Origin of the sequence: Mycolicibacterium grossiae, assembly GCF_008329645.1 — a bacterium.
Classification (GTDB): Bacteria; Actinomycetota; Actinomycetes; order Mycobacteriales; family Mycobacteriaceae; genus Mycobacterium; species Mycobacterium grossiae.
Map to the genome: position 1 here is coordinate 812447 of NZ_CP043474.1, position 23286 is coordinate 835732.

19 protein-coding genes, 1 tRNA gene and 1 other RNA gene are annotated in these 23286 nt (G+C 71.8%); 13 read left to right on the top strand and 8 right to left on the bottom strand.

All coding sequences use genetic code 11. From position 1 onward, the window contains the following. Positions 1-19 precede the first annotated feature (19 nt). Both FZ046_RS04000 and ffs read right to left on the bottom strand, forming a co-directional pair. Complete coding sequence (locus FZ046_RS04000) at positions 20-1306, bottom strand: aspartate aminotransferase type Ic (protein ID WP_070356234.1); 1287 nt, start codon at positions 1304-1306, stop codon at positions 20-22. 22 nt (positions 1307-1328) lie between these two features. After that, an RNA gene (ffs, locus tag FZ046_RS04005) (signal recognition particle sRNA small type) lies at positions 1329-1425 on the bottom strand. Positions 1426-1517: 92 nt separating this feature from the next. On the opposite strand from ffs, the gene FZ046_RS04010 reads away from it, so the two are divergent. The 5 genes from FZ046_RS04010 (at position 1518) to FZ046_RS04030 (ending at position 5194) form a co-directional block, all read left to right on the top strand. Further along, positions 1518-1603, top strand: a tRNA-Ser gene (locus FZ046_RS04010). Between the two features lie 79 nt (positions 1604-1682). Beyond that, positions 1683-2522 carry a lipid uptake coordinator LucA gene (locus FZ046_RS04015; protein ID WP_070356226.1) on the top strand — a complete coding sequence of 280 codons (840 nt, stop codon included), beginning with the start codon at positions 1683-1685 and terminating at the stop codon, positions 2520-2522. A gap of 79 nt (positions 2523-2601) precedes the next feature. Beyond that, entirely contained in the window at positions 2602-3618 is a 1017-nt protein-coding gene (locus FZ046_RS04020) for a S1C family serine protease (RefSeq protein ID WP_070356227.1), read from the top strand. Positions 3619-3721: 103 nt separating this feature from the next. Next, positions 3722-4789: an NAD(P)H-dependent amine dehydrogenase family protein gene (locus tag FZ046_RS04025; RefSeq protein WP_070356228.1), complete on the top strand. Its 1068-nt coding sequence runs from the start codon at positions 3722-3724 to the stop codon at positions 4787-4789. A gap of 126 nt (positions 4790-4915) precedes the next feature. Then, positions 4916-5194: a hypothetical protein gene (locus FZ046_RS04030; RefSeq protein WP_149484188.1), complete on the top strand. Its 279-nt coding sequence runs from the start codon at positions 4916-4918 to the stop codon at positions 5192-5194. Positions 5195-5212: 18 nt separating this feature from the next. Here the strand turns inward: FZ046_RS04030 and ligD are convergent, their stop codons facing one another. Beyond that, complete coding sequence (gene ligD, locus FZ046_RS04035) at positions 5213-6265, bottom strand: non-homologous end-joining DNA ligase (RefSeq protein WP_070356230.1); 1053 nt, start codon at positions 6263-6265, stop codon at positions 5213-5215. Continuing rightward, the gene (locus tag FZ046_RS04040) at positions 6265-7320 is read right to left on the bottom strand and encodes an ATP-dependent DNA ligase (protein WP_070356231.1); all 1056 of its coding nucleotides are present in this window, start codon (positions 7318-7320) and stop codon (positions 6265-6267) included. Before FZ046_RS04040 ends, ligD begins: the two co-directional genes overlap by 1 nt. 92 nt (positions 7321-7412) lie before the next feature. Between FZ046_RS04040 and FZ046_RS04045 the strand changes: the two genes are divergently transcribed. The 3 genes from FZ046_RS04045 (at position 7413) to FZ046_RS04055 (ending at position 12371) form a co-directional block, all read left to right on the top strand. Then, complete coding sequence (locus FZ046_RS04045) at positions 7413-9551, top strand: beta-glucosidase family protein (RefSeq protein ID WP_070356232.1); 2139 nt, start codon at positions 7413-7415, stop codon at positions 9549-9551. A 76-nt stretch (positions 9552-9627) separates the two neighbouring features. Beyond that, positions 9628-11283 carry a hypothetical protein gene (locus FZ046_RS28115; RefSeq protein WP_170292387.1) on the top strand — a complete coding sequence of 552 codons (1656 nt, stop codon included), beginning with the start codon at positions 9628-9630 and terminating at the stop codon, positions 11281-11283. A gap of 23 nt (positions 11284-11306) precedes the next feature. Further along, complete coding sequence (locus FZ046_RS04055; protein ID WP_070356441.1) at positions 11307-12371, top strand: ATP-dependent DNA ligase; 1065 nt, start codon at positions 11307-11309, stop codon at positions 12369-12371. Here FZ046_RS04055 and FZ046_RS04060 read toward each other — a convergent pair. From FZ046_RS04060 to FZ046_RS04075, 4 genes are read right to left on the bottom strand one after another with little or no spacing between them, the layout of a single operon-like run. After that, positions 12349-14064, bottom strand: coding sequence for a diol dehydratase reactivase ATPase-like domain-containing protein (locus FZ046_RS04060; protein WP_149484189.1), 1716 nt, complete (start codon positions 14062-14064; stop codon positions 12349-12351). The genes FZ046_RS04055 and FZ046_RS04060 overlap by 23 nt on opposite strands. Before the next feature lie 17 nt (positions 14065-14081). Beyond that, complete coding sequence (locus FZ046_RS04065) at positions 14082-14420, bottom strand: diol dehydratase small subunit (RefSeq protein ID WP_070355795.1); 339 nt, start codon at positions 14418-14420, stop codon at positions 14082-14084. Next, positions 14417-16636, bottom strand: a complete 2220-nt coding sequence (locus tag FZ046_RS04070; RefSeq protein ID WP_070355801.1) for a propanediol/glycerol family dehydratase large subunit — start codon at positions 16634-16636, stop codon at positions 14417-14419. The genes FZ046_RS04065 and FZ046_RS04070 overlap by 4 nt, the downstream gene beginning before the upstream one ends. A gap of 56 nt (positions 16637-16692) precedes the next feature. After that, positions 16693-18231, bottom strand: a complete 1539-nt coding sequence (locus tag FZ046_RS04075) for an APC family permease (protein ID WP_070355794.1) — start codon at positions 18229-18231, stop codon at positions 16693-16695. A 185-nt stretch (positions 18232-18416) separates the two neighbouring features. On the opposite strand from FZ046_RS04075, the gene FZ046_RS04080 reads away from it, so the two are divergent. From FZ046_RS04080 to gluQRS, 5 genes are all read left to right on the top strand, one after another. Beyond that, on the top strand, positions 18417-19691 hold the full coding sequence (locus tag FZ046_RS04080; protein WP_070355793.1) for a class-III pyridoxal-phosphate-dependent aminotransferase: 1275 nt from the start codon (positions 18417-18419) through the stop codon (positions 19689-19691). Between the two features lie 36 nt (positions 19692-19727). Next, positions 19728-20741 (top strand): phosphotransferase enzyme family protein, encoded by a 1014-nt coding sequence (locus tag FZ046_RS04085; RefSeq protein ID WP_246182898.1) that lies wholly within the window; start codon positions 19728-19730, stop codon positions 20739-20741. 36 nt (positions 20742-20777) lie between these two features. Beyond that, positions 20778-21557 carry a 3-oxoacyl-ACP reductase FabG gene (fabG, locus tag FZ046_RS04090; protein ID WP_070355792.1) on the top strand — a complete coding sequence of 260 codons (780 nt, stop codon included), beginning with the start codon at positions 20778-20780 and terminating at the stop codon, positions 21555-21557. 63 nt (positions 21558-21620) lie between these two features. Then, positions 21621-22394 carry a GntR family transcriptional regulator gene (locus FZ046_RS04095; protein WP_070355799.1) on the top strand — a complete coding sequence of 258 codons (774 nt, stop codon included), beginning with the start codon at positions 21621-21623 and terminating at the stop codon, positions 22392-22394. A 12-nt stretch (positions 22395-22406) separates the two neighbouring features. Then, complete coding sequence (gene gluQRS, locus FZ046_RS04100) at positions 22407-23282, top strand: tRNA glutamyl-Q(34) synthetase GluQRS (protein ID WP_070355791.1); 876 nt, start codon at positions 22407-22409, stop codon at positions 23280-23282. Positions 23283-23286 lie beyond the last annotated feature (4 nt).

A 23286-nucleotide genomic window follows, 5' to 3' on the forward strand; every position in this document is an offset into this window, starting at 1 on the left:
GGGCGGACGCGGGCCGAAATCAGGCGCGGGCCAGCAACGCCTCGGTGGCGGCGAGCAGCGCGCACGTCGACAGGCCGTCGATGGCCTCCCGCAGGTCGGACAGCGAGGGGAACGTCGGCGCAATGCGAATGTTCGTGTCCTCGGGGTCCTTTCGGTACGGGAAGGACGCCCCGGCCTCGGTCACCGCGATACCCGCGTCCTTGGCCAGCGCCACCGTGCGCTTGGCGGTGCCGGGCCACACGTCGAGGCTGACGAAGTAGCCGCCCTTGGGGTCGGTCCAGGAGGCGATCTTCGACTCGCCCAGGCGGTCGGCGAGGATCTCCGCGACCAGCGCGAACTTGGGCGCCAGCAGCTCCTGGTGGCGCTGCATCTGCAAGCGCACGCCGTCGGCGTCGCCGAAGAAGCGCAGGTGTCGCAGCTGGTTGAGCTTGTCGGGGCCGATCGTCTTCTTGCCGGCGTGCTGCAGGTACCAGGCCACGTTCCCCAACGAGCCGCCGAAGAAGCTGACCCCGGCGCCGGCGAAGGTGATCTTCGACGTGGACGCGAAGATCAGCGGACGGTTCTGGTTGCCGGCCGCCTCGGCGAGACCGAGGACGTCGACCTGCCGGGTGAACTCCCGGGTCAGCGTGTGTACGGCGTAGGCGTTGTCCCAGAACAGGCGGAAGTCCGGTGCCGCGGTCCGCATCTGCACCAGGCGCCGCACCACCTCCCAGGAGTAGGTGGTGCCGGTCGGGTTGGAGAAGACCGGCACGCACCACATGCCCTTGATGGCGGCGTCGCCGGCGACGAGTTCCTCGATGAGGTCGACGTCGGGTCCGTCCTCGCGCATCGGCACCGGGATCATCTCGATGCCGAAGCTCTCGGTGATGGCGAAGTGCCGGTCGTAGCCCGGCGACGGGCAGAGGAACTTGAGGCCGCCCTCGCGCTGGGCGTCGAGCCACGGCCGGGGCGAGTCGGGGCCGCCGTGCAGCAGCGAGAACACGACGACGTCGTGCATCATCTCCAGGCTGGCGTTGTTGCCCGCGATCAGGTTCGGCACCGGGACGCCGAGCAGCTCGCCGAAGATCGCCCGCAGTTCCGGCAGACCGTGCAGCCCGCCGTAGTTGCGGGTGTCGGTGCCCTGCCCGTCGCGGTAGTCCTCGCCGGGCAGCGTCAGCAGCGCGTTCGAGAGGTCGAGCTGCGCAGGCGACGGCTTGCCGCGGGTGAGGTCCAGACCGAGGCCCTTGGCCTGGAGTTCGGCGTAGTTGCGGCGCTGCGCGTCGTGCTGCGCCTGCAGTTCGTCGCGGCCGAGGGATTCAAACGACACGGCGCGCCTTTCACCGCTGGACATGAAGGGGACCCCGCGCACCCGCCAGAGCCCATTGACCCTTGCTGCCTTCCGGCCCTGGGGGAGTTCACAGGATGGACGCCGCGCGGGGTCCGAGACGAGTGTAATACCCAGCCGCGGCCCGCCCGGCCACGGCCGGGTGGCGTCACGGTGGTGAAAGGTCCCCGCCCGGTCGGCTACCATGGCCCGCGGAGGATTCGCCTAGTGGCCTATGGCGCTCGCCTGGAACGCGGGTTGGGTTAACAGCCCTCAGGGGTTCAAATCCCCTATCCTCCGCACTCGGGTTCGGGGTGTGGCTCGGCGCAGACGTGCCGGCCACCCCCGGCCCCCGCGGCCAAACGACTCGAGGAGGAGCATGCGGCGCTGGATTGCGATCCTGTGGCACGCATCGTTCCTGGTCCTCGCCGGCGGCCTGTACTTCTTCTTCGTCCTGCCCCGCTGGTACGAGCTTCTCGGGCAGTGGTCCCCCACCCCCGGCACCGCGATGCGCGTCGTGTGCGGCGTGCTCATCGCGGCTGCCGCGCTGCCGGTGCTGTTCACCTGGCTGCGGTCGCGCAAGCCGGAGTACGGCACGCCGGCCCTCGCGCTGCGGTTGCGCGTGCTCTCGATCGTGCTGCAGGTGCTCGCCGGCGTGCTCGTCATCGGCGCCGCGGTCAGTGAGATCTGGCTGTCGCTCGACGACGCCGGTCGGTGGCTGTTCGCCGTCTACGGCGCGGCCGCCGCGCTGACGCTACTCGGGGCGCTGTCGTTCTACCTCGCCTACGCGGCCGAACTGCCGCCCCCGCCGCCGCGACCGCTGAAGCCGAAGAAGCGGACCCGGCGCCGGGGCCGCACGGCGACCGAGGTCGACGGGGTCACCGAGGTCGACGGGGTCACCGAGGTCGACGGGGTCACCGAGGCCGCCGGGGTCACCGAGGCGACCGAGCCTGTCGAACCGGCCGGTGACGACGCCGCCGAGGCGGTCGAGGGTGACGAACCACCCGCCGAGGCGGTCACCGACGAGACGCCCTCCGACAGCTCGGACGAGACGCCCTCCGACAGCTCCGACGAGACGCCCGCCGGTAACGCCGACGCGGCGGCCGACGATGAACCCACCGACGAGTCCGCCGGACGGCTGCGCAACCGCCGCCCAGCAGGCAAGTCGTCGTCGCGACTGTTTCGCCGCAACCGCGGTGGGGTAGCTCTCGACGACTGACCGGCGTCGACGATCCGTCGACAGCCGGACGTCTCGCAGTCACCATTGGGGGACGGTTCTCGGCAAGGTGAGGCGGCGCATGCGCAGGGTGTTCTCCGACTGGCGGATCGTCGTCGGTCTACTGGTCGCGTTGGTGACGGCGCTCGTCGCGCCCGCCCCGGCCGGCGCCGCGCCGTCGGACCTCTCCACGGCCATCGCGACGGTGGAACCCGCAGTGGCCCGCATCGACACCACCATCGACTACCAGCACGCGATCGGCAGTGGTACCGGCGTCGTCATCGACCCGGGCGGCGCCGTGCTGACGAACTACCACGTGGTGGCCGGCGCGGACACGATCAGCGCGATGGTCGCAGGACAGAGCTACACCGCCGACCTGGTCGGCTTCAGCCGTTCCCGCGACATCGCGGTGCTGCAATTGCGTGGCGCGGCCGGCCTGCCCACCGCCCCGATCGGCGACTCGTCGACGCTGAGCGAGGGCGACGCCGTCGTGGCCCTCGGCAACGCCCGGGGTTCGGGCAACCCGCTGACCAACGAGGCCGGGACGGTGACCGGCTTCGGCCGCACCATCAACGCCAAGGACGAATTGACCGGCAGCTCCGAGCAGATGACCGGTCTCATCGAGTTCGCCGCGCCGGTGCGCCCCGGTGATTCCGGCGGCCCGCTCGTCACCGACGGCGGCCGCGTCGTCGGCGTCACGACGGCCGCGACGGTCACCTTCCGCATGGGTCCCGGCGGGGCGGGCTTCGCGATCCCGATCAACGATGCGATGGGCGTGGCCGGGCAGATCCGCTCGGGCGTGCGCTCGGACACCGTCCACATCGGCCCGCCGACCCTGCTCGGCGTCGGCGTCAGCAGCGGTGACCAGGACCCGTCGGTGCCCGGTGTGATCCTCCGCGAGGTGCTGAGCGGCGGGCCCGCGCAGCAGGCGGGACTGCTCAACGGCGACGTGCTGGTGAGCATCGACGGCGTCACGCTGGATTCGGCGACCGCACTCACCAACGTGCTGGACCGGCACTACCCCGGCGACGTCGTCGACCTGGTGTGGGTCGACCGGGCCGGGCGCACGATGAACGGCAAGGCGACGCTCGCCTCCTGACGTCGTTTCCCGGCGCACTACTGGGATCGCGGCCCACCCCACTGCGCCTCGACATCGACGGATTCCACGCGTCCGCGCGTCGCCGCGTCCCTATGCTGAGCGAGTGCCAAACAACACTCCCCTCCGCGTCGTCCAATGGACGACGGGCAATGTCGGCAAGAGTTCCGTCGCGGCCATCGCGGCCAACCCCAACCTCGACCTCGTCGGCCTCTATGCGTGGTCACCCGAGAAGGTCGGCCGCGACGCCGGTGAACTCGCCGGGATCGCGCCGCTGGGCGTGACCGCCACCAACGACGTCGACGCTTTGCTGGCCCTGAAGCCGGACTGCGTCGTCTACAACCCGATGTGGATCGACGTCGACGAACTCGTCACCATCCTGTCGGCGGGCGTCAACGTGGTCGCGACGGCATCGTTCATCACCGGACACAACCAGGGCGAGGGCCGCGATCGGATCGCCGAGGCCTGCCAGCGAGGCAATGCGACGATGTTCGGGTCGGGAATCAGCCCCGGCTACATCAACTTGCTGGCGATTCTCGCGGCAAGCATCTGCGACCGGGTCGACAAGGTCACGGTGAACGAGGCCGCGGACACCACCTTCTACGACTCGCCCGCCACCGAGAAGCCCGTCGGCTTCGGCCGCCCGATCGACGACCCCGAGCTGCAGTCGATGACGGCGCACGGTACCGGTGTATTCGGGGAGGCGGTTCGGCTCATCGGCGACGCCCTGGGCGTCGATCTCGACGAGGTGCGCTGCGAGGCGGAGTACGCCCAGACGACCGAGGACCTCGACCTGGGGTCGTGGACCATCCCCGCCGGGTGCGTGGCCGGGGTGGCCGCCAGCTGGCAGGGCATCGTCGCTGGCAAGACGGTCGTGGAGATCAACGTCCGCTGGCGCAAGGGACAGACGCTGGAGCCGGACTGGCAGATCGAGCAGGACGGCTGGGTGCTGCAGGTCGACGGCCGGCCGACGGTGAAGAACGTGATCAGCTTCCTGCCGCCGCCCGACTTCGAGGCCACCACGCTCGAGGAGTTCATGGTGCTCGGCCACATCATGACGGCCATGCCGGCGATCAACGCCATCGCCGCCGTGGTGGCCGCGCCGCCGGGCATTGCGACCTACGTCGACCTGCCCCTGACGCTGCCCCGCGGCGTGACACCGGTCAGCAAATGATTCGCCCATAGCGGTTCGATTTGCCCTGCATCCGGGCCGCGGCGCGCCGGGACGAAGGGCTTGTTAGCTGCCAGCAAACGGGGTTAGGGTCTGGGGAGACGTAGATCACTCTCGAAGGGACCTCACGTGATGGCGACGTGGCTACTGGCCTACCTGGGCGGTTGGGCGGTGACGACCGCCGTGGCCTTCGTCGCGGCCCGGACCATGGCCCCGCGCTTCTCCTGCGGCGGCGGATCCTTTGCCCTCAGCGTATTGGCCGGCGCGGTATGGCCGCTCATGCTCCTCGGCGCCCTGGAGTTCGCATCGGTAGCGATGTGGTCGACGGTCCGGTCGTGGCGCAAACCGGTCGAGATCCCGGAGTCGTGGTTGATGCGCACGCCCGAGCGGGTGCTCGTCCTGCACTGAGTTCATCGGTGCACTGAGTCAGCGCCGATTTCCGTCGTCGTCCCAGTGCGCGGCGACCTTCTTGCTCGGCTGCACGCGCGGCGGTTCGCCCGGCATCTTCGGGTAGCTCGGCGGGTAGGGCAGGTCGCCCAGGCCCCGCTCCTCCTCGTCGGCGCGGACCATCTCCAGCAGCGGCTCGAGCGAGTGCGCGCGGGCGTCGATGTCGGCCCACGGGTCCGGCCGTCCCGCGACGACGCCGGGCACCGTGGCGATCGTGTAGTCATCGGGTTCGGCGTCGGCCAACTCCTCCCAGGACAGCGGGGTGGAGACCGTGGCGATCGGCGTCCGGCGCACCGAGTACGCCGAGGCGAAGGTGCGGTCGCGGGCGTTCTGGTTGTAGTCGATGAACAGCCGCTCGCCGCGCTCCTCCTTCCACCACGACGTCGTCACCGCGTCCGGCGCGCGCCGCTCCACCTCGCGCGCCAGGGCGATGCCCGCACGGCGGACCGCGACGAAGTCCCACTCCGGGGCGATACGGATGAACACGTGCACGCCCCGCCCGCCGGAGGTCTTCGGATAGCCGGTCAGTCCCAGCTCGTCGAGCAGCGGCTTGAGCACCCCGACGGCGACCTCGCGCGCGTCGGTGAAGTCGGTTCCCGGCTGCGGGTCGAGGTCGACGCGCAACTCGTCGGGATGTTCGGTGTCCGGGCAGCGCACCTGCCACGGGTGCAGCGTGACGGTGCCCATCTGCGCCGCCCAGATCAGCGCCGCCGGGTGCGTCACCATCAGCGTGTCCGCCGTCCGCCCGGAGGGGAAGGTCACCGTGCAGGACTCCAGATAGTCGGGCCGCTTCACCGGCAGCCGCTTCTGGTAGATCTCCTCGCCGTCGATGCCGTCGGGAAAGCGCTGCAGGTGCGTCGGACGGTTGCGCAGCAGCGCGACCATCGGCTCGGCCACCGCGCGGTAGTAGTCCACCAGCGCACCCTTGGTGCCCGCCGTCCCGAGGGCCGGAAAGTACGGCTTGTCCGGGTTGGTCAGGCGCACCTTCACGCCGTCGACGTCGATCTCGGTGGCGACGCTCTTCGCGGCCATCACTGTCCTTCCAGTACGTCGAACAGGTCGTAGTTCAGCGGAACGTCGAGCTGGTCGAACGTGCAGCTCGCCGGATCGCGGTCGGGGCGCCACCGGACGAACGTCACGGCGTGCCGGAACCGTTGGCCGGCGTCGGTGTTGCCCTCCATCTGGTCGTAGGCCACCTCGCAGACCCGCTCCGGCCGCACCGGGATCCAGCGTTTGTCGGCCGCGGAGTTCCACCGCGACGGCTCGCCGTCGTTGACCTGGTCGCCCTCGCGCAGCGGCTCGAGTTCGGCGAGCATCTTCGTGCGGGCGGCGACGCTGAACGATGCCGCACCGCCGACCATGCGGAGGTCACCGCCGGCGTCGTAGAGGCCCAGCAGCACCGAGCCGACGCCCTCGCCGCTCTTGTGGATGCGGTACCCCATCACGACGCAGTCGGCGTCGCGGGCGTGCTTGACCTTCACCATCTCCCGCTTGCCGGGCAGGTACGGACCGTCGAGCCGCTTGGCGATCACGCCGTCCAGACCGGCGCCCTCGAACGTGGTGAGCCAGTGGGTGGCCTGGTCGGCATCGGACGTGGTGCGGGTGACGTGACACCACTGCTTCTCCGCGACGGCGTCGAGCAGCGCCTCGCGCCGGACGCGGAACGGCTCGCGCAGCAGCGGGCGGTCGCCGGTGGCCAACGCGTCGAATCCGATGAAGTGGGCGGGCGTCTCGGCGGAGAGCTTGCGGATCCGGCTCTCGGCAGGATGGATCCGCTGGCTCAGCGACTCCCAGTCCAGCCGGGTCCGGCCGTCGATCTCGCGGGGCACCACCACCTCGCCGTCCAGGACGCAGCGGTCGGCGAGTTCGTCGCGCAGCGCATCGAGCAGCTCCGGGAAGTAGCGGCCCAGGTCCTTGCCGCTGCGCGAGATCGCCGACACCTCGTCGCCGTCGCGGAACACCAGGGCGCGGAAGCCGTCCCACTTGGGTTCGTAGGACCACGCGCCCGGCTCGGTGGGGACCTTCGCCGCGGCCTTAGCGAGCATGGGGTCGACGGGCGGCAGCACGGGAAGGTCCACGGTCTCCATCCTGGGTCATCGGTCAACGACGTTCGGGTGGACTGACTACCCGTCGCCGCCGGACTCATCGCGGTCGCTCCGGATCGGTACCGTCGCAAGAGATGCCCGAGACCCCCTTCGCCGCCGCCGTCGACGAGGTCCGGCGTGGCGACACGAGCGCCGACGACGCGGCCGCCGCACTGGCCGACCTGCTCACCGACGACGAGCTGCTGTGGCTGCTCGACGGTGACCGCACGCTGCTCGAGACCTTCCGTGGCGCCGGGTCCGGCTTCCCCGCCGTGACGGCCGGGCGCATCGACCGCGTCGGCATCCCCGGCCTGCGCTTCACCGACGGCCCGCGCGGCGTGGCGATCGGCCCGTCGACGAGCTTCCCGGTCGCCATCGCCCGCGCCGCCACGTGGGACGTCGACGTGGAGCGCCGGGTCGCCGCCGCCATCGGCGCGGAGGCGCGGGCGCTCGGCGCCACCCTGTGGGGTGGGCTGTGCGTCAACGTCGCCCCGTTCCCCGGCTGGGGTCGCGCTCAGGAGTCCTACGGTGAGGACCCGCTGCTGCTGGGCGAGATGGGTGCCGCCGCGACCACGGGTGCCCGCCCGTGGGTCATCACCAGCGTCAAGCACTTCGCGCTCAACTCGATGGAGGAGGCGCGCTTCACGGTCGACGTCCGCGTCGCCGAGGACGTGCTGCACGAGCGCTATCTGCCGCACTTCCGCCGCACCGTCGAGGCCGGCGTCGACTCTGTGATGAGCGCGTACAACTCGGTCAACGGCGCGTGGGCCGGCGAGAACCGCCACCTGCTCACCGAGGTGCTGCGCGGGCTGTGGGGCTTCCGCGGCTTCGTGCACACCGACTGGGTGTGGGGCCTGCGCCATCCGGTCGCGTCGGTCGCCGCCGGGCAGGACGTCGAGATGCCGGCCCGCCAGCAGCGCGCCGCGACGCTGCCCGCCGCGCTGCGCTCGGGCGCGTTGGCGCGCGCGGACGTGCGCCGCGCCGCAGTGCGGATCCTGCGCACGCAGCTCGACTTCACCGCCCGCGCCCGGCCGACGCCGCCGCGCAGCGTGGTCGCCGGCGCCGAGCACCGTACGTTGGCCCGCGAGGTCGCCCACCGTGCGACGGTGCTGCTGCGCAACGATCGGGTCGACGGCACCCCGCTGCTGCCGCTCGGTGCGGACACCACGCGCATCGCGGTGCTGGGTCGGCTGGCCGACGAGGCCAACCTCGGCGACACCGGCTCGTCCCGGGTGCGCGCGCCGTCCACCGCATCGGTGCTCGACGGGTTGCGGGAGCGGCTCGGGGAACGCGTCGTCACCGCACCGGCGGACGCCTCCCCGACCCGCGCCGCCGCACTCGCCCGCGACGCCGACGTCGCCGTGGTCGTCGTGGGACTGACACCGAAGGACGAGGGCGAGGCGCTCATCGCGCCCGGCGCCGACACCATGCGGCTGCTGGGCGGCGTGCTGCGCTGGCCGCTCGTCGCGCGCGCCGCGAGCGCGCTGTTCGACGTCTCGCAACGCTGGTGGACGTTCGGCGGCGACCGGTCGGATCTGCGGCTGCACGACGAGGACGTGGCGGTGATCCGCGCGGTCGCCTCCGCGAACCCGCGCACCGTCGTCGTCGTCATCGGCGGCGGCACGGTGGTGGTCGACCCCTGGGACCGCGACGTCGCCGCGCTGCTGCTGGCGTGGTACCCGGGCATGGAGGGCGGCCGGGCGCTGGCCGACGTACTGTTCGGTGACGCCGAGCCCGCGGGACGGCTGCCCGTCGTCGTCCCCCGTCGACAAGCTCATGTGCCGCAGCCGAATTGGCGCGCGACGACGGTCGACTACGACCGCTGGTGGGGGCAGCGCAAGCTCGACCACGACGGTGTGGCAGCGGCCTATCCCCTGGGCTTCGGCCTCGGCTACACGACGTTCGCGGTCGATGACCTGAGCCTCGGTGACGTCGACGGCGAGCGCGTCGACGCAACGGTCACCGTCACCAATACCGGCGGACGCGCCGGCCGGCACGTCGTCCAGCTCTACGCAGTGCGCGACGTCGACGGTCGGCCGGTGCACCACCTCGTCGGCTTCACCTCCGTCGCCCTCGCGGCGGGCGAGCGCGCGACCGTCACGGTGGGCTGCTCACTGCGCCCGCTGCAACGCTGGACGCCGGACGGGTTCGTGCTCCCCGCCGGCGAGGTCACCGTGGCGGCCGGGGGCCACGCCGGCGACCCCGGCGCGGTGCGGCGCCCCCTGTCCCTGTAGACGTCATCTCCGTCGACGTGTGGTGTCGGCGGCTCGGGGTATGGCGGCCGCGGACAGCGCCGACGAGAGGGCCGAGATGACGAACTACAGGAGTGCCGTGGGCACGGCGGCAGCCGTGAGCGTGGTGGCGGCGGGGCTGCTGACCGGCGGTGCGCACGACCGACGGCAGGAGGCCGTCCCGGAGCCGGCGATGCTCCGCACGGCGGCCGTCGCCCCGCTGCTGCCGACGGTGTCGCTCGAACCGTCGACCGGCCGTGCGGCATCGGCGTCCCCCGCCACCGCCCGGGTGACCGCGCCGCCGGCCGCGGTGGCGGACGCATCGTCGGGCGCCGTCGTCGAGTCCTTCTCGGCGGCGGTGTCGGCGGCGTCGGCCATTACCGCACGCCGCGCAGCACCGTCCCCGGTGGCCATGCCGCGCCTGGTGCCGATCCTGCCGTCGCCCGGCGGCGGGCACGACCCGGATCGAGCCGTGCCCGGCATCTCGGCCGCCGCGCTGGCGGCCGTCGGCGCTCCGGCGGTCGCCGTGGTGGCGCCGACGGGCGCGTTCCTCGGCCTGATCGGCCCCGGCGGGCTGCTGATCGGTGACGGCGTCCTGCCAGGGCAGAACGGCGGCCTGTTCTTCGGCAACGGCGCCGACGGTCAGCTCGACGGCGTGGCCGGCGGCAACGGCGGGCTCTTCTTCGGCAATGGCGGCACCGGTGGTGCCGGCGCCTCGGGCGGCAACGCCGGATTGATCGGCCGCGGCGGTGACGGCGGTGCGGCCACCGCACTCGGTCTGGCCGGCGGCGCGGGCGGCGCGGGCGGCGCGCTGTTCGGCAACGGCGGCAACGGGGGCAGCAGCGTCACGGGGACGGGCGGTACCGGCGGCAGCGCCGGGGCCATCGCCGGCAGCGGTGGCAACGGCGGCGCCAGCACGTCGGGCACCGGTGGCGACGGCGGCGACGCGGCGACGATGTTCGGCAACGGCGGCAGCGGCGGCAGTTCCGCGCTCGGCGGCGACGGCGGCGACGGCGGCGACGGCGCCTCGCTCGCCGGCAACGGCGGCGCAGGCGGCAACGGCGGCGCCGCGGTGGCGGGTGGCCGTGCGGGCAACGGCGGCGCAGGCGGCAACGGCGGCGCCGCGGTGGCGGGTGGCCGTGCGGGCAACGGCGGAAACGGCGGCGCGGGAGCCGACTTCGGCAGTGGTGGTGCCGGAGGCAACGGCGGTGACGACCGCACCGGCGTCACCGGGGCGATCGGTGGCGACGGCGGCAACGGCGGCAACTCGGTGATCGGCAACGCGGGCAACGCCGGCAACGGCGGTACCGCCGTCACCGTCGGCGGCACGGCCGTCGGCGGGCGCGGCGGGAGCGGCGGCAGCTCGGCCGGCTCGGGCACCGGCGGCGCCGGTGGGCGCGGCGGCGACGCGACGTCGGCGACGGGAAATGCCACCGGAGGTCAGGGGGGCCGGGGCGGCACCGGCGGTCTGACCGGCAACGGCGGCAACGGTGGGCGCGGCGGCAGCGCCACCGCGGGCGGCGTCGCGGTCGGCGGGGCGGGCGGCGCCGGCAACACCGGCGGCCTGGTGGCGCCCGGCGGGTTCGGCGGCGACGGCGGCTCCGCGGTCGGCGGCGCGTCGGGCACCGGCGGCAACGGCGGTGCGGGCGGCAACGGCTTCGGCGACGCCGACGGCGCGGGCGGGCGCGGCGGCGTGGGCAGCACGACGAACGGTACCGACGGCGCCGACGGGTAGCGCCGGGCGGGGAGAATGGCGGCGTGCACCTTCCCGTCATGCCGCCGGTCGCGCCGATGCTGGCGAAGCTGGTCCCCGAGATCCCGCCGGACGCCAGCTACGAGCCGAAGTTCGACGGGTTCCGCTCGATCTGCTTCCGTGACGGCGACGAGGTCGAGTTCGGCAGCCGCAACGAGCGGCCGCTGACCCGCTACTTCCCCGAACTGGTCGCCGCGGCGCTGGCCGAGCTGCCACAGCGATGCGTGGTCGACGGGGAGATCGTCGTCGCGGGCGCCGGCGGCCTCGACTTCGACGCGCTGCAGCTGCGCATGCACCCCGCGGCGTCCCGGGTGCGGATGCTGTCGACGAAGACCCCAGCGGCGTTCATCGCGTTCGACCTGCTCGCGCTCGGCGACGACGACCTCACCGCCCGCCCGTTCGCCGCGCGCCGCGCCGCACTGGTCGAGGCGATGTCCGGCGCGGGGCGGTCCTTCCACCTCACGCCGACGACCACCGACCCCGACGTGGCACGGCGCTGGTTCACCGACTTCGAGGGCGCCGGACTCGACGGCATCATCGCCAAGCCGCTCGACGTCCGCTACGTGCCGGACAAGCGGGTCATGTTCAAGGTCAAGCACGCCCGCACGGCAGACTGCGTGGTGGCCGGCTACCGCGTGCACAAGTCGGGATCCGACGCCATCGGTTCACTGCTGCTCGGTCTCTACACCGACGAGGGCGATCTCGCGTCGGTCGGCGTCGTCGGCGCGTTCCCCATGGCGACGCGGCGCACGCTGTTCACCGAACTGCAGCCGTTGGTCACGTCGTTCGAGGGCCACCCGTGGAACTGGGGCGCACGGATGGACGCGGCGGCGGTGCGGAACGTGGGCGGGTCCCGGTGGAACGCCGGCAAGGACCTGTCCTTCGTCCCGCTGCGCCCCGAGCGGGTCGTCGAGGTCCGCTACGACTACATGGAGGGCTCGCGGTTCCGCCACCTCGCGCAGTTCAACCGGTGGCGCCCGGACCGCGATCCCCGCAGCTGCACCTACGCCCAGCTCGAGCAGCCGCCGGGCGTCGACCTCGCCGACGTCATCCCGGGGTTGTCGCCGTAGCCCGCGCGGCGTACAGGTGCACCAGCCCGCTGGCGACCGCGAACCGCGGCCCGTGCGCACCGTCGACGTCGGCCCGCCCCACCGCGACCGGGACGCTGCGCAACGTCTCGGCGACCGAGCGCAGGAGTTCGTCGTCGAGCGCTCCGCCACCGGCCAGCACCAGCGCCGTCGGCGGGTGGTCGAAGGCCCGCAGGCAGCGAGCGATGTTGGCGGCCACCGTCTCCCGCTTGATGGCGAGCCGCAGACTGCGCCACTCCTCGGCGGCGAGCCTGCTGGAGAACGGCACCAGTCCACCGCTGCCGCGGACGCACAACCGCCCGATGGCGTCGGACGCGGCGGGGGCGTCGAGGAACACCCGGCGGCCGTCCTCCTCGTGCGCCACGTGCGGTCCCTCCACCCGGATCGCGGGGGTGCGCTTCACGCGTTCGGCCAGCGCCCGCGGGATGCCGAGGACGCGGGACACGGCCACGGTGATGGTCTCCCCCGCGCCCGCGGCGATCACCGTGCGGTCGGCACCGATGACGTCGACGGTGCCGCCGCCGACGTCGCACACCAGCGCGTCCGGCGGCAGGCCCGGTGTGGTCCGGGCACCGGCCGCCGCCGCCTCGGGTTCGGTCGCCAGCGTGCGGGCCGGCCGCCCGGTGAGCGCGGCGAGCACGTCGGCGGCGTCGGCCACGTCGTCGGCGGCCAGCAGCGCCACGACGGTGCCGTGGGCGTCGGCGACGCCGCGCCGGAGCCACGCCCCGTCGTCGATGGTGGCCAGGTCGGTGAAGAACGCGTCGTGCACGTCCAGGCCGTCCGCGGCGGTGGGCACGGCGGCGAGCCGGACCCGCCGCACCAACCCCGGCGGCGTCAGCCGCAGCACGCCGTGGGCCGCAGCGGGCGTGTGGCGCACCATGATTCCGTCGTCGAGGCAGTCGACGTAGTCGTCGCTCTCGGCGGGCGGTGGCACCGGTGCGGTGCGCCGCGTGACGGCGATGGCCGCGGCATCGGACAGCTCGCGGCAGAATTCGGCGACGTCGGTGATGGCGTCGTGGCCCAGATCGAGCGCCGCCGACAGCGCGATCGGGTCGGCCATGGCCCGGTAGGCGCGGCCCTCGGCCACCACCTCCACGGCGATCAGCTCGCCGGGCGCCACGTCGACGTCGGCCTCGTCGACCACGGGGACGTCGACGGGGATGCGGTTGCGGATCAGCACGGCGTCGTCCTGCGCGGCGACGACGCCGACGACGCGCCACCCGCGCTCGATGGCCGCGGTGATGCCACGCGCGGCGACCTCGAAGTCGGTGTCGGCGTCCACCGACACGACCACCGGACCGTCGCTCGCCGCCGCCTCCAGGTCGGTCAACCGGACGTGGCGGCCGACGCCGAACCCCGCGCCGGCCGGCGTGCTGGCGTCGGGGCGGCGCAGGCTGCGCACCGGTGCGCGCGGCGACGTCGCGGCGGGCAACGGCGCGGTCGCGGTGTCGACCGGCCGCAGTGCGGACAGCACGATCTCGTCGACCGGGCAGTCGTGTTCGACCTCCGCGCGGTGCAGCAGAGCCGCTGCACCCTCGAGGGATTCGCGCGAGCCCTTGCGGCCGCGCGTCGGCGCCTGGGCGTGCGCCAGCGGTGTCACGGCGCCACCGTCGACGCGGGCCAGCACGATCTCGGTGGTGTGGTTGCCGACGTCGATGCCGGCCACGACCGCCACGGCGGTGCCCCGGCGGGTCAACGCAGCAGGCCCCGCCGGGCGTAGACCACGGCGGCCTGCCGGACCAGTTCGGCGCAGCGCGGCGCGCCCTGGTGTTCCAGCGCCACGCGCAGCGACTCCAGGTCGTCGGCGGTGGAGCGGTGCGGGCGCAGCGCCTCGTACAGCGCGATCACCTGCTCGTCGTCGACGACCGCCAGTTCGGCGGCGCGCAGGAAGTTCTCGGCGAGTTGCGGGTTGCCGCCCTCGGCGGCGACCACGGCCTGGTGGGCGAGGACGGTGGGGTCCATCCGCAGGTCCGGCAGGCCCAGCTTGCCGTCGACGGCGTTGGCGACGGTGATCTCGGGGCGCTCGCTCACGGTCGGCGCACCTCGACGGTGACGGGCGGCAGGCCCGGCGTGCAGGCGGCGCGTTCCAGGGCGACCAGCGCGACGGCGCGCGCGTGATAGCGGGCGGAGATGGATTCGTCGGTGCCACCGGTGAAGATCGGCACCGGCGCCATGCCCTTGGCGTGCCGTGCGGCGTTCTTCCCGAGGTCGCGGTACATGCGCGCGGTGAGCAGTGGTGCCACGCTGAACAATTCGAGGTTGGCGAGCGGTGCGAGGTCGCGACGGTGGATCAGCGACGTGCCCTTTCCCTGCAGCCCGATGCCGATGCCGGAGCCCGACAGCCGCGCGGCGGTGAGGCCGATGAGACCGACGTCGATCGTGGAGCGCACCTTCACCAGCCGCGGTACGCAGCCCTCTTCCTCCAGGCCGGCGGAGATCTGGCGGAGCACCTCGCCGACGGTCAAGCCGCACAGCGTCAGCCACACCGTGTCACCCCAGGCCGGCGACAGGCCGATGCACACCTCGCGCGGGTCGCTCCCCTGGCGGGCCTGCTCCACCTCGGTGACGGTCACGTGGCCCCGGTGCTCGGCCTGGTCGGCGGTGAGTTCGTCGGCGCTGCGCGCCTGCCGGATGCCGTCGATCTCCGCGCGGCGCGCCGCGGTGGGCGCGTAACCCGTTCCGGGACCGGCGTAGTCGTTGGGGTCGGTGAGCTTCGACAGCACCCGGAAGCGCTCGTCGAAGATCGCCGAGGTCTGCAGCTGGTCGCCGCGCATCCGCTCGCGCGTCAGGCGGGTGATCGCCTCGGCCTCGTCGGTGAACCCGGTCCGGTGCAGGGCGGCGATCACGTCGAACACCGTCAGCTGACGCGCCTCGATCGACGCCGCCGCCTCGGCGACCAGCTTGGGATGCCCGGCGGGCAGGTCGCGCGAGCCGTTGGCCGCGACCACCTGCTCGACGCGGGCGTCGTCGTAGTCGGCGAGGCCGAGGTCGCGGTAGACGGCCTGCACGGCCTGCGCGCCGCGCCGCCGGACCGCCTCGAGGTGCTCCGGTGACACCGTGCGCAGGCCGCCGTCGGCACCCCAGTCGCGCTGCAGCACCAGGAAGTCGTCCATGTCGTCGGCGTTGAAGTTCGACAGCGCAAAGGCGTTGTCGTAGCGCGGGATCGACCCGAAGCCGGAGAAGATGAAGTCGGCGCCGGCCAGCAGCACCGGCAGGGTGTGGGCGCTGCGGCGGATGTCGGACTCGGAGATCAGGTTGTCGTTGCCGGCGCACGACTCGAGGTCGCGCATCATCACCATGAGGTTCTCGGCGAGCAGTTCCTTCATGCCCTCGGGCACCGAGGCGACGACGCCGACGCCGTCGATGCCGCCGTTCTGCACACCCTGGCTGCCGAGTGCCCGGGCCAGGGAGACGCACCGCGACTCGAGGTAGAGGATGGAGCACCGCTCGGCAGCACCCATCAGGACCTCGGCGCCGCCGCCGCTGGTGACGCGCATCTTCAGGCCGCGGGACGCGTACGCCGACGTGAGGATCGCCTTGCTGAACGGGGTGTCGTCACCGTCGACGAACACCTGCTCGGTGCCGTAGATGGAGATGGTCTCGGCGTAACTGGTCAGCCCCCGCAGACCCAACCGGAGTTCGAGGGCCTCCTCGATGGAGCACTGCGCCATGGCGCCGGGTGTACCGACCTGGCTGCCGATCAGCAGCGCGATGGCGTTGGACGGGGCGTCGCCGAGGACCGGGACGGTGGTCTCGACCTCGCGGAACCCGTAGGCGACCGCGCTGGCCGCATCGGCGGCGATCAGCAGCGGGTCGTCGAGTTGATTGGTGACGTGCGCCTGGTTGCTCGGGGTGCGCCGGGCCCGCAGCTTGGCCATCGCCATCTGCATCTCGACCGGGCTCATGAGCGCGACGACGCGGGCGAGCTTGGCGGGGGTGGTGCCGCCGATCAGCCGCACCACCTCCGCCCGCGGCACGTTGACGTCGACGGCCCTGCGTGCCAACTCGGCGTCGTCGAGGGCCATCGCCTCCTCGGCGACCTCGAGGTCGATGCCGAAGCGGGCGATGAACTCGTCGATGACGTCGAACTGGTCGGCCTCCTTGCCGTCCAGTGTTACGACCTCCCCGTCGCGGATGGTCAGCGACGGGGAGGGGTCATGGGGACTGTGCATGGCGACCAGGCCGAGATCGGCGTCGGTGACGCTGAACCCGTCGAGGTTGACCGGCTTGGCATCGAGGACGCGCATGCGTCCCAACTCGGTCACCGGGTGGTCCTCCTCCTGATCGCCATGCACGGGATGGGTTAGTCGCGGACTTCGCTGTCCTCGTAGATGATCCGACCGATCAGCTCGTAGCGGGCCGGGTCGCGGTACTTGAAGTACAGCGCCATGGCCGCGCCGAACGCGAACAGACCGACCACGATCCACGGTGTCAGCTTGAACAGCAGCGTGCCCGACGCCGCACCGGCGGCCGCGTCCTTGTGCTGCCACAGCAAGAACACCACGTAGAGCATTCCGATGCCGCCGAGCAGCGGCGCGAGGAACGTCTTGAACCAGTGCGCGCTGGACGGGTGGTTCTTGTGGAAGTGGAAGTACGCGATGACCGCGAAGGCGCACAGCGACTGCACGATCATGATCGCCATCGTGCCGAGGATCGCCAGCAGCCCGTAGAGGTGGACGTAGGGATCCATCCCGGCGAAGAAGAAGGCGAGGATCAGCACCAGCGTGATGCCGGTCTGGACGAACGACGCGATGTGCGGCGAGCCGTGCGTGGGGTGCGTTGCACCGATCGTCTTCTGCAGGCCCTTCGACAGGCCCTCACGGCCCAGGGCGTACAGGTAGCGCGACGCGCAGTTGTGGAACGCCATGCCGCAGGCGAAGGAGCCGGTCACCAGCAGCAGCTTGAACACCGTGATGGCCCAGGCGCCGTAGGTGGATTCCACCGGGTCGAAGAAGATGTTGCCCGCGGTCGCGGAGTCCTGCGCGAGTTCCACCGACTTCGCGGGGCCGGTGCCCGCGATGGCCATCCAGGAGATGAAGACGTAGAACAGGCCGACGCCCAGGACGGCGATCATCGTGGCGCGCGGGATGATCCGCTTGGGGTCCTTGGACTCCTCGCCGTACATGGCGGTCGACTCGAAGCCCACCCAGGACCAGAAGGCGAAGAAGAGTCCCAATCCGGCGCTGGCGCCGACGATGCCGGCGGCCGGGGTGAAGGCGCCGACGGGGTTGAGCGTCTCGGCGACGGCGAAACCGGTCTCGGGGTTGCCGCCGCGGAACAGCACGGCCAGCGCGCCGAGGGACAGCATGATGATCTCGGTGATGAGGAAGACACCGAGCACCTTGGCGGTGAGGTTCACGTCGAAGTAGGTGAGGACGCAGTTGAGGACCAGCATCAGCAGCGCCGGGATGAGCCAGTTGACGGTGATGCCGAACACCGACGAGGCGAAGTCGGCGAAGAAGTAGGAGAAGATGCCGATCAGCGAGCCCTCGAACACGATGTAGGCCATCGTGATGATGAGGCCGCTGGCCATGCCGAGCACCTTGCCGAGGCCGTGCGAGATGTAGCCGTAGAAGGCGCCCGTGGCGGTGATGTGCTTCGCCATGGTCGCGTAGCCGATGGCGAACAGGCCCAGCACGATGGTGGCGACCAGGTAGCCAGCCGGCGCGTGCGAACCATTTCCGAAGCCAACCGCGATCGGGACGTTGCCGACCATGGCGGTGATGGGCGCGGCGGTGGCGACCGCCATGAAGATGACCCCGACGGTTCCGACGGCGTTGCGCTTGAGCCGTTGGACGGAGTCACCTGTGTTTTCGTCGCGCGACACGACTTGATCGGTCATAGAGCGGGAACCTTCCAGGCGAACGGTGAGAGCCCGGTGTGGCATCTGCCACACTGCGGAACCTCCGTATATTGGCACTACCAATAGGGCCCTGCAACCGGAACGGCAACCATTGACACAAATGGTTGACCATTCCTAGGGTGACTGGCGTCGCAGCACGACGCCCCACCCGACCTAGGAGACGGATGCACGACTACGGCACGTTCTCGTTCGAGTCGAAGGCGCAGGTCCTCGAACTCGCCAAGCGGTACTGGAATCCGGACAAGACCCAGTTCTGGACCGACGCCGGCGTCGACCTCGTCATCGACCGCCGGGAGGACTACTTCCTGTGGGACGTGGACGGTCGGCGCCTGATCGACATGCACCTCAACGGCGGCACCTACAACCTCGGCCACCGCAACCCGGAGATCGTCGCGGCGCTCATCGACGCGATGGGCCGGTTCGACGTCGGCAACCACCACTTCCCGTCGGTGGCCCGCACGGCGCTGGCGCAGCGGCTCGTGGAATCCGCGCCGGCGTCGATCTCCAAGGTGGCCTTCGGTTCCGGCGGCGGCGAGGCCATCGACATCGCCCTCAAGAGCGCCCGGCACGCCACCCAGCGCCGCAAGATCGTCTCGATCGTCAAGGCGTACCACGGCCACACCGGCCTGGCGGTCGCCACCGGCGACGACCGATTCTCCAAGCTCTTCCTCGCCGACCGCCCCGACGAATTCGTGCAGGTGCCGTTCGGCGACGTCGACGCGATGGAGCAGGCGCTGCGCGGCGGTGACGTGGCCGCGGTCATCATGGAGACGATTCCCGCCACGTACGGATTCCCGCTTCCCCCAGCCGGTTACCTCGAGGCCACCAAGCAGCTGTGCGAGCGCTACGACGCGCTCTACATCGCCGACGAGGTGCAGACCGGTCTGATGCGGACCGGCGAGATGTGGGGCATCACCAAGCACGGCATCGAACCGGACATCCTGGTGACCGGCAAGGGCCTGTCCGGCGGCATGTATCCCATCACCGCCGCCCTGCTCGGCGACCGTGCCGCGCAGTGGCTGGATCAGGACGGCTTCGCCCACATCTCGACGTTCGGCGGCGCCGAACTCGGCTGCGTGGCGGCCATCAAGACCCTGGAGATCACCAGTCGGCCCGAGGTCCGCGAGTCGGTGCACCGCATCACCGACTTCTTCGCCGACGGCCTGGCCCGCATCCAGGCCGATCAGCCGGACTGGTTCGTCGGCATCCGGCAGAACGGCGTGGTGATCGGGCTGGAGTTCGACCATCCCGAGGGCGCGAAGTTCGTGATGCGCGAGCTGTACGAGAACGGCGTCTGGGCGATCTTCTCCACGCTCGATCCCCGTGTGCTGCAATTCAAGCCGGGCCTGCTGCTGAGCCAGGAACTGTGCGCCGACGTGCTCGACCGGGTGGCCACCGCCGTCGCGCGGGCCCGCACCGCGGTGCCGTCGGGGGTCTGACGTGCGCGCCGCCCGAGGAGAAGGCAAGGTGGATCCGTGTCCGACGTGAAGACTCCGTTCGTCGCCGACGACGTCGCGGTCGCCGAGGCCGCGCTGACGTCCTACGACCTCTCGCCCGATTCGACGCTGCGGCTGCTGAACCTCTCGGAGAACGCCACCTACGAGGTGATCGAGCCCGGCGGTGACCGGTCGATCCTGCGGGTGCACCGCCGGGATTACCACCGCCCACACGAGATCGCCGCCGAACTCGACTGGCTCGACGCCCTGCGTCGCGACAGCGACGTCACCGTGCCGACGGTGCGCCCCGCGCGCGACGGGCGGCGCCTGGTGACCGTCGAGCACGACGGCGTACCCCGCCACGTCGTGCACTTCGACTGCGTCACCGGAAGTGAGCCCGACGAGGGCAGCCTGACCGCCGACGACTTCCACACCCTCGGGCGCATCACCGCGGCGCTGCACGACCACGCGCGGTCCTGGTCCCGGCCGGACGGCTTCGGCCGCTTCGCGTGGGACTGGCGCCACAGCCTCGGTGACGAACCGCGTTGGGGCCGTTGGCAGGACGCGCACGGCGTCGGCGAGTCCGAACGCGTCGTCCTCGACCGCGCCGTCGAACTGCTCGGCCGCAAGCTGGCCGACTACGGCAGCGGACCGGACGTCTTCGGCCTGGTGCACGCCGACCTACGGCTGGCCAACCTGCTGGTCGACGGAACCGGGCCGGATCGGACCATCACCGTCATCGACTTCGACGACTGCGGATTCGGCTGGTACTTCTACGACTTCGGCACGGCGGTGTCGTTCTTCGAAGACGATCCGGCGGTACCCGAGTGGCAGGACGCCTGGGTCACCGGCTACCGCACGCGCCGGCCGCTGCCCGCGTCCGACGAGGCGATGCTGCCGTCGTTCGTCCTGCTGCGCCGCATGCTGCTCCTCGCATGGATGGGCACGCACAGCCACTCCCGCGAATCCCAGGCGATGGCGGTGTCGTACGCCGAGGGCAGCTGCGCGCTGGCCGAGCGCTATCTCACCTTCGACGGCCAACGGCTGGCCTGAGAACGCCGACATCCTCGACAGGAAGGCACCACCGAAGTGTTCACGTCTCTGCAGGGCCGCTCGGCGGTCGTCACCGGCGGCAGCAAGGGCATCGGCCGCGGCATCGCCGAGGTGTTCGCCTCGGCGGGCGTCGACGTCGTCGTCACCGGCCGCAACCAGGCCGACCTCGATGCGTGCGTCGAGGCCCTCGCCGGCCTGCCCGGCACGGTGTCGGGCGTCGCCGCGGACGTGGCGAGTCCCGAGGACTGCCGCCGCGTCGTCGAGACCGCCGTCGAACGGCACGGCGGCCTCGACGTCGTCTGCGCCAACGCGGGCATCTTCCCGTTCGGCCGCCTGGCGGACCTGACGCCCGACGACCTCGAGCAGGTGCTCGGCGTCAACTTCAAGGGCACCGTCTACATCGTGCAGGCGGCGCTGGACGCGCTGGCCGCCAGCGGACACGGCCGCGTGATCGTCACGTCGTCGATCACCGGCCCGGTGACCGGCTACCCCGGGTGGTCGCACTACGGCGCCAGCAAGGCCGCCCAGCTGGGCTTCATCCGGACCGCGGCGATGGAACTGGCGCCCAAGAACATCACCGTGAACGCGGTGCTGCCCGGCAACATCCTCACCGAGGGATTGCTGGGAAATGGCCAGGATTACCTCGACCAAATGGCGAAGTCCATTCCGGCGGGCCGGCTCGGCAGCGCGGCCGACATCGGCAACGCCGCCCTGTTCTTCGCCACCGACGAGGCCGCCTACGTCACCGGTCAGACGCTGATCGTCGACGGTGGGCAGATCCTGCCGGAGTCGCCGGACGCGCTCGCCGAGATGTGACGGCCGGCACGTCGGCTGCACTAGAATTGGTCATACCAAATGACGCGCACCGGGGAGGACGACGTGGCCACGCCATCGGAGGAGTTGCGGCGCCAGATCGTCGACGACGTGAACGCCGGTGTGGCCGGAACCAAGCTGGGCAGTGAGCGCGAACTCGCCGAGCGCTACGGCACCAGCCGGTCCAGCCTCCGGCAGGTGCTGGCCGCGCTCGAGGAGGCCGGCCTCGTCGATCGCGTGATCGGCCGCGCGGGCGGGATCTTCATCAGCCACGCGCAGGTGCAGCGCAGCCTCTCCGACGTCGTCGGCGTGCCCGCCTTCCTGGCCAACCAGGGCTACGTCGCGGGCACCCGGGTGCTGTCGACGAAGCTGACGGCGCCGAATCGCGCCACCCAGCAGGCGTTGCGGATCGGCGCCGAGGACGTCGTCGTCGAGATCCAGCGCCTCCGCCTCGCCGACGGGTCGCCGATCTCGTTGGAACTGGCGTCCTTTCCCGCCGAGAGGTTCCCCGGTCTGCTCGAGCAGCAGCTCGGCGGGTCGATCTACGAGATCCTCGAGAGCCGGTACGGATTGGTGACCTCGCGGGCCGACGAACACATCGAGGCGGTCAATGCGACGCCGGAGGAGGCGACGCTGCTCGGCGTCAAGCAGCGCTCCGCCCTGTTGCTCATCACCCGGATCGCCTACGACCAGCACGGGACGCCGTGCGAGTACTCGCGGGATCTGTTCCGCGGTGACCGCACTCGGCTGGCGGTCACCGTGCAGGGTCGCGGTCTAGGCGTGCAGGCTGCGGTGGACACCGCGTCGGTGGCGTTGCAGAGCCAGACCAAGGCCAGCTGAGCGGCGGCCCGGGTGACCCAGGGCGCGGGCAGGTTCGCCCCCAGTCCCTCGGCGGACCTGCACATCGGCAACCTGCGCACGGCCGTGCTGGCGTGGTTGTTCGCCCGCTCGACGGGCCGTCGCTTCCTGGTCCGCGTCGAGGACCTCGACGACCGTACGTCCAACGACGTCGCGGACCGCCAGCTCGCCGCCCTCGCGGCGATCGGGCTGACGTGGGACGCTCCGCCGGAGTACCAGAGCGCGCACGCGCAGCGGTACGCCGCCGTGGTGGCCGACCTCGATGCACGCGGCCTGGTATTCGAATGCTTCTGCAGCAGAAGGGACATCCTCGCCGCGCCGCGGGCACCGCATGCTCCCGAGGGGGCCTACCCGGGGACCTGCCGCCTGCTCACCGCCGAACAGCGCGCCGAACGTGCCGCGGCGGGCCGCCCACCCGCACTGCGGCTGCGCTCGGCCGTCGACTCCGCGACGGTCACCGACGTCCTGCACGGCCCGTACACCGGAGTCGTCGACGACTTCGTGCTGCGCCGCGGAGACGGCGTCTACGCCTACAACCTCGCCGTCGTGGTCGACGACGCCGCCCAGGGCATCGACCAGGTGGTCCGCGGGGACGACCTGCTCCCCTCCTCGCCACGGCAGGCGTACCTGGCAACGCTGCTCGGCCACCGGCCACCGGTCTACGCGCACGTGCCGCTCGCGCTCAACGCCGAGGGCAAGCGGCTGGCCAAGCGCGACGGCGCCGTCACGCTGGCCGACCTCGGCGTCGAGCGGACGCTGCACCTCATCGCCACGTCACTCGGCTTCTCCAGCCGCACGGTCGCGGGCATGCTCGACGAATTCGATCCCGCCGCGTTGCCGCGCGAGAGCTGGGTATATCGCCCCGCGTGAGCAG

What these genes read in the sequence shown, in the direction of transcription:
- FZ046_RS04080 (WP_070355793.1), top strand. Translation starts at nt 18,417, where the DNA reads ATGCACGACTACGGCACGTTCTCGTTCGAGTCGAAGGCGCAGGTCCTC.
- FZ046_RS04040 (WP_070356231.1), bottom strand. Translation starts at nt 7,320, where the DNA reads ATGGAGACCGTGGACCTTCCCGTGCTGCCGCCCGTCGACCCCATGCTC.
- ligD (WP_070356230.1), bottom strand. Translation starts at nt 6,265, where the DNA reads ATGGCCGCGAAGAGCGTCGCCACCGAGATCGACGTCGACGGCGTGAAG.
- FZ046_RS04070 (WP_070355801.1), bottom strand. Translation starts at nt 16,636, where the DNA reads ATGCGCGTCCTCGATGCCAAGCCGGTCAACCTCGACGGGTTCAGCGTC.
- FZ046_RS04015 (WP_070356226.1), top strand. Translation starts at nt 1,683, where the DNA reads ATGCGGCGCTGGATTGCGATCCTGTGGCACGCATCGTTCCTGGTCCTC.
- FZ046_RS28115 (WP_170292387.1), top strand. Translation starts at nt 9,628, where the DNA reads ATGACGAACTACAGGAGTGCCGTGGGCACGGCGGCAGCCGTGAGCGTG.
- FZ046_RS04045 (WP_070356232.1), top strand. Translation starts at nt 7,413, where the DNA reads ATGCCCGAGACCCCCTTCGCCGCCGCCGTCGACGAGGTCCGGCGTGGC.
- FZ046_RS04020 (WP_070356227.1), top strand. Translation starts at nt 2,602, where the DNA reads ATGCGCAGGGTGTTCTCCGACTGGCGGATCGTCGTCGGTCTACTGGTC.
- FZ046_RS04075 (WP_070355794.1), bottom strand. Translation starts at nt 18,231, where the DNA reads ATGACCGATCAAGTCGTGTCGCGCGACGAAAACACAGGTGACTCCGTC.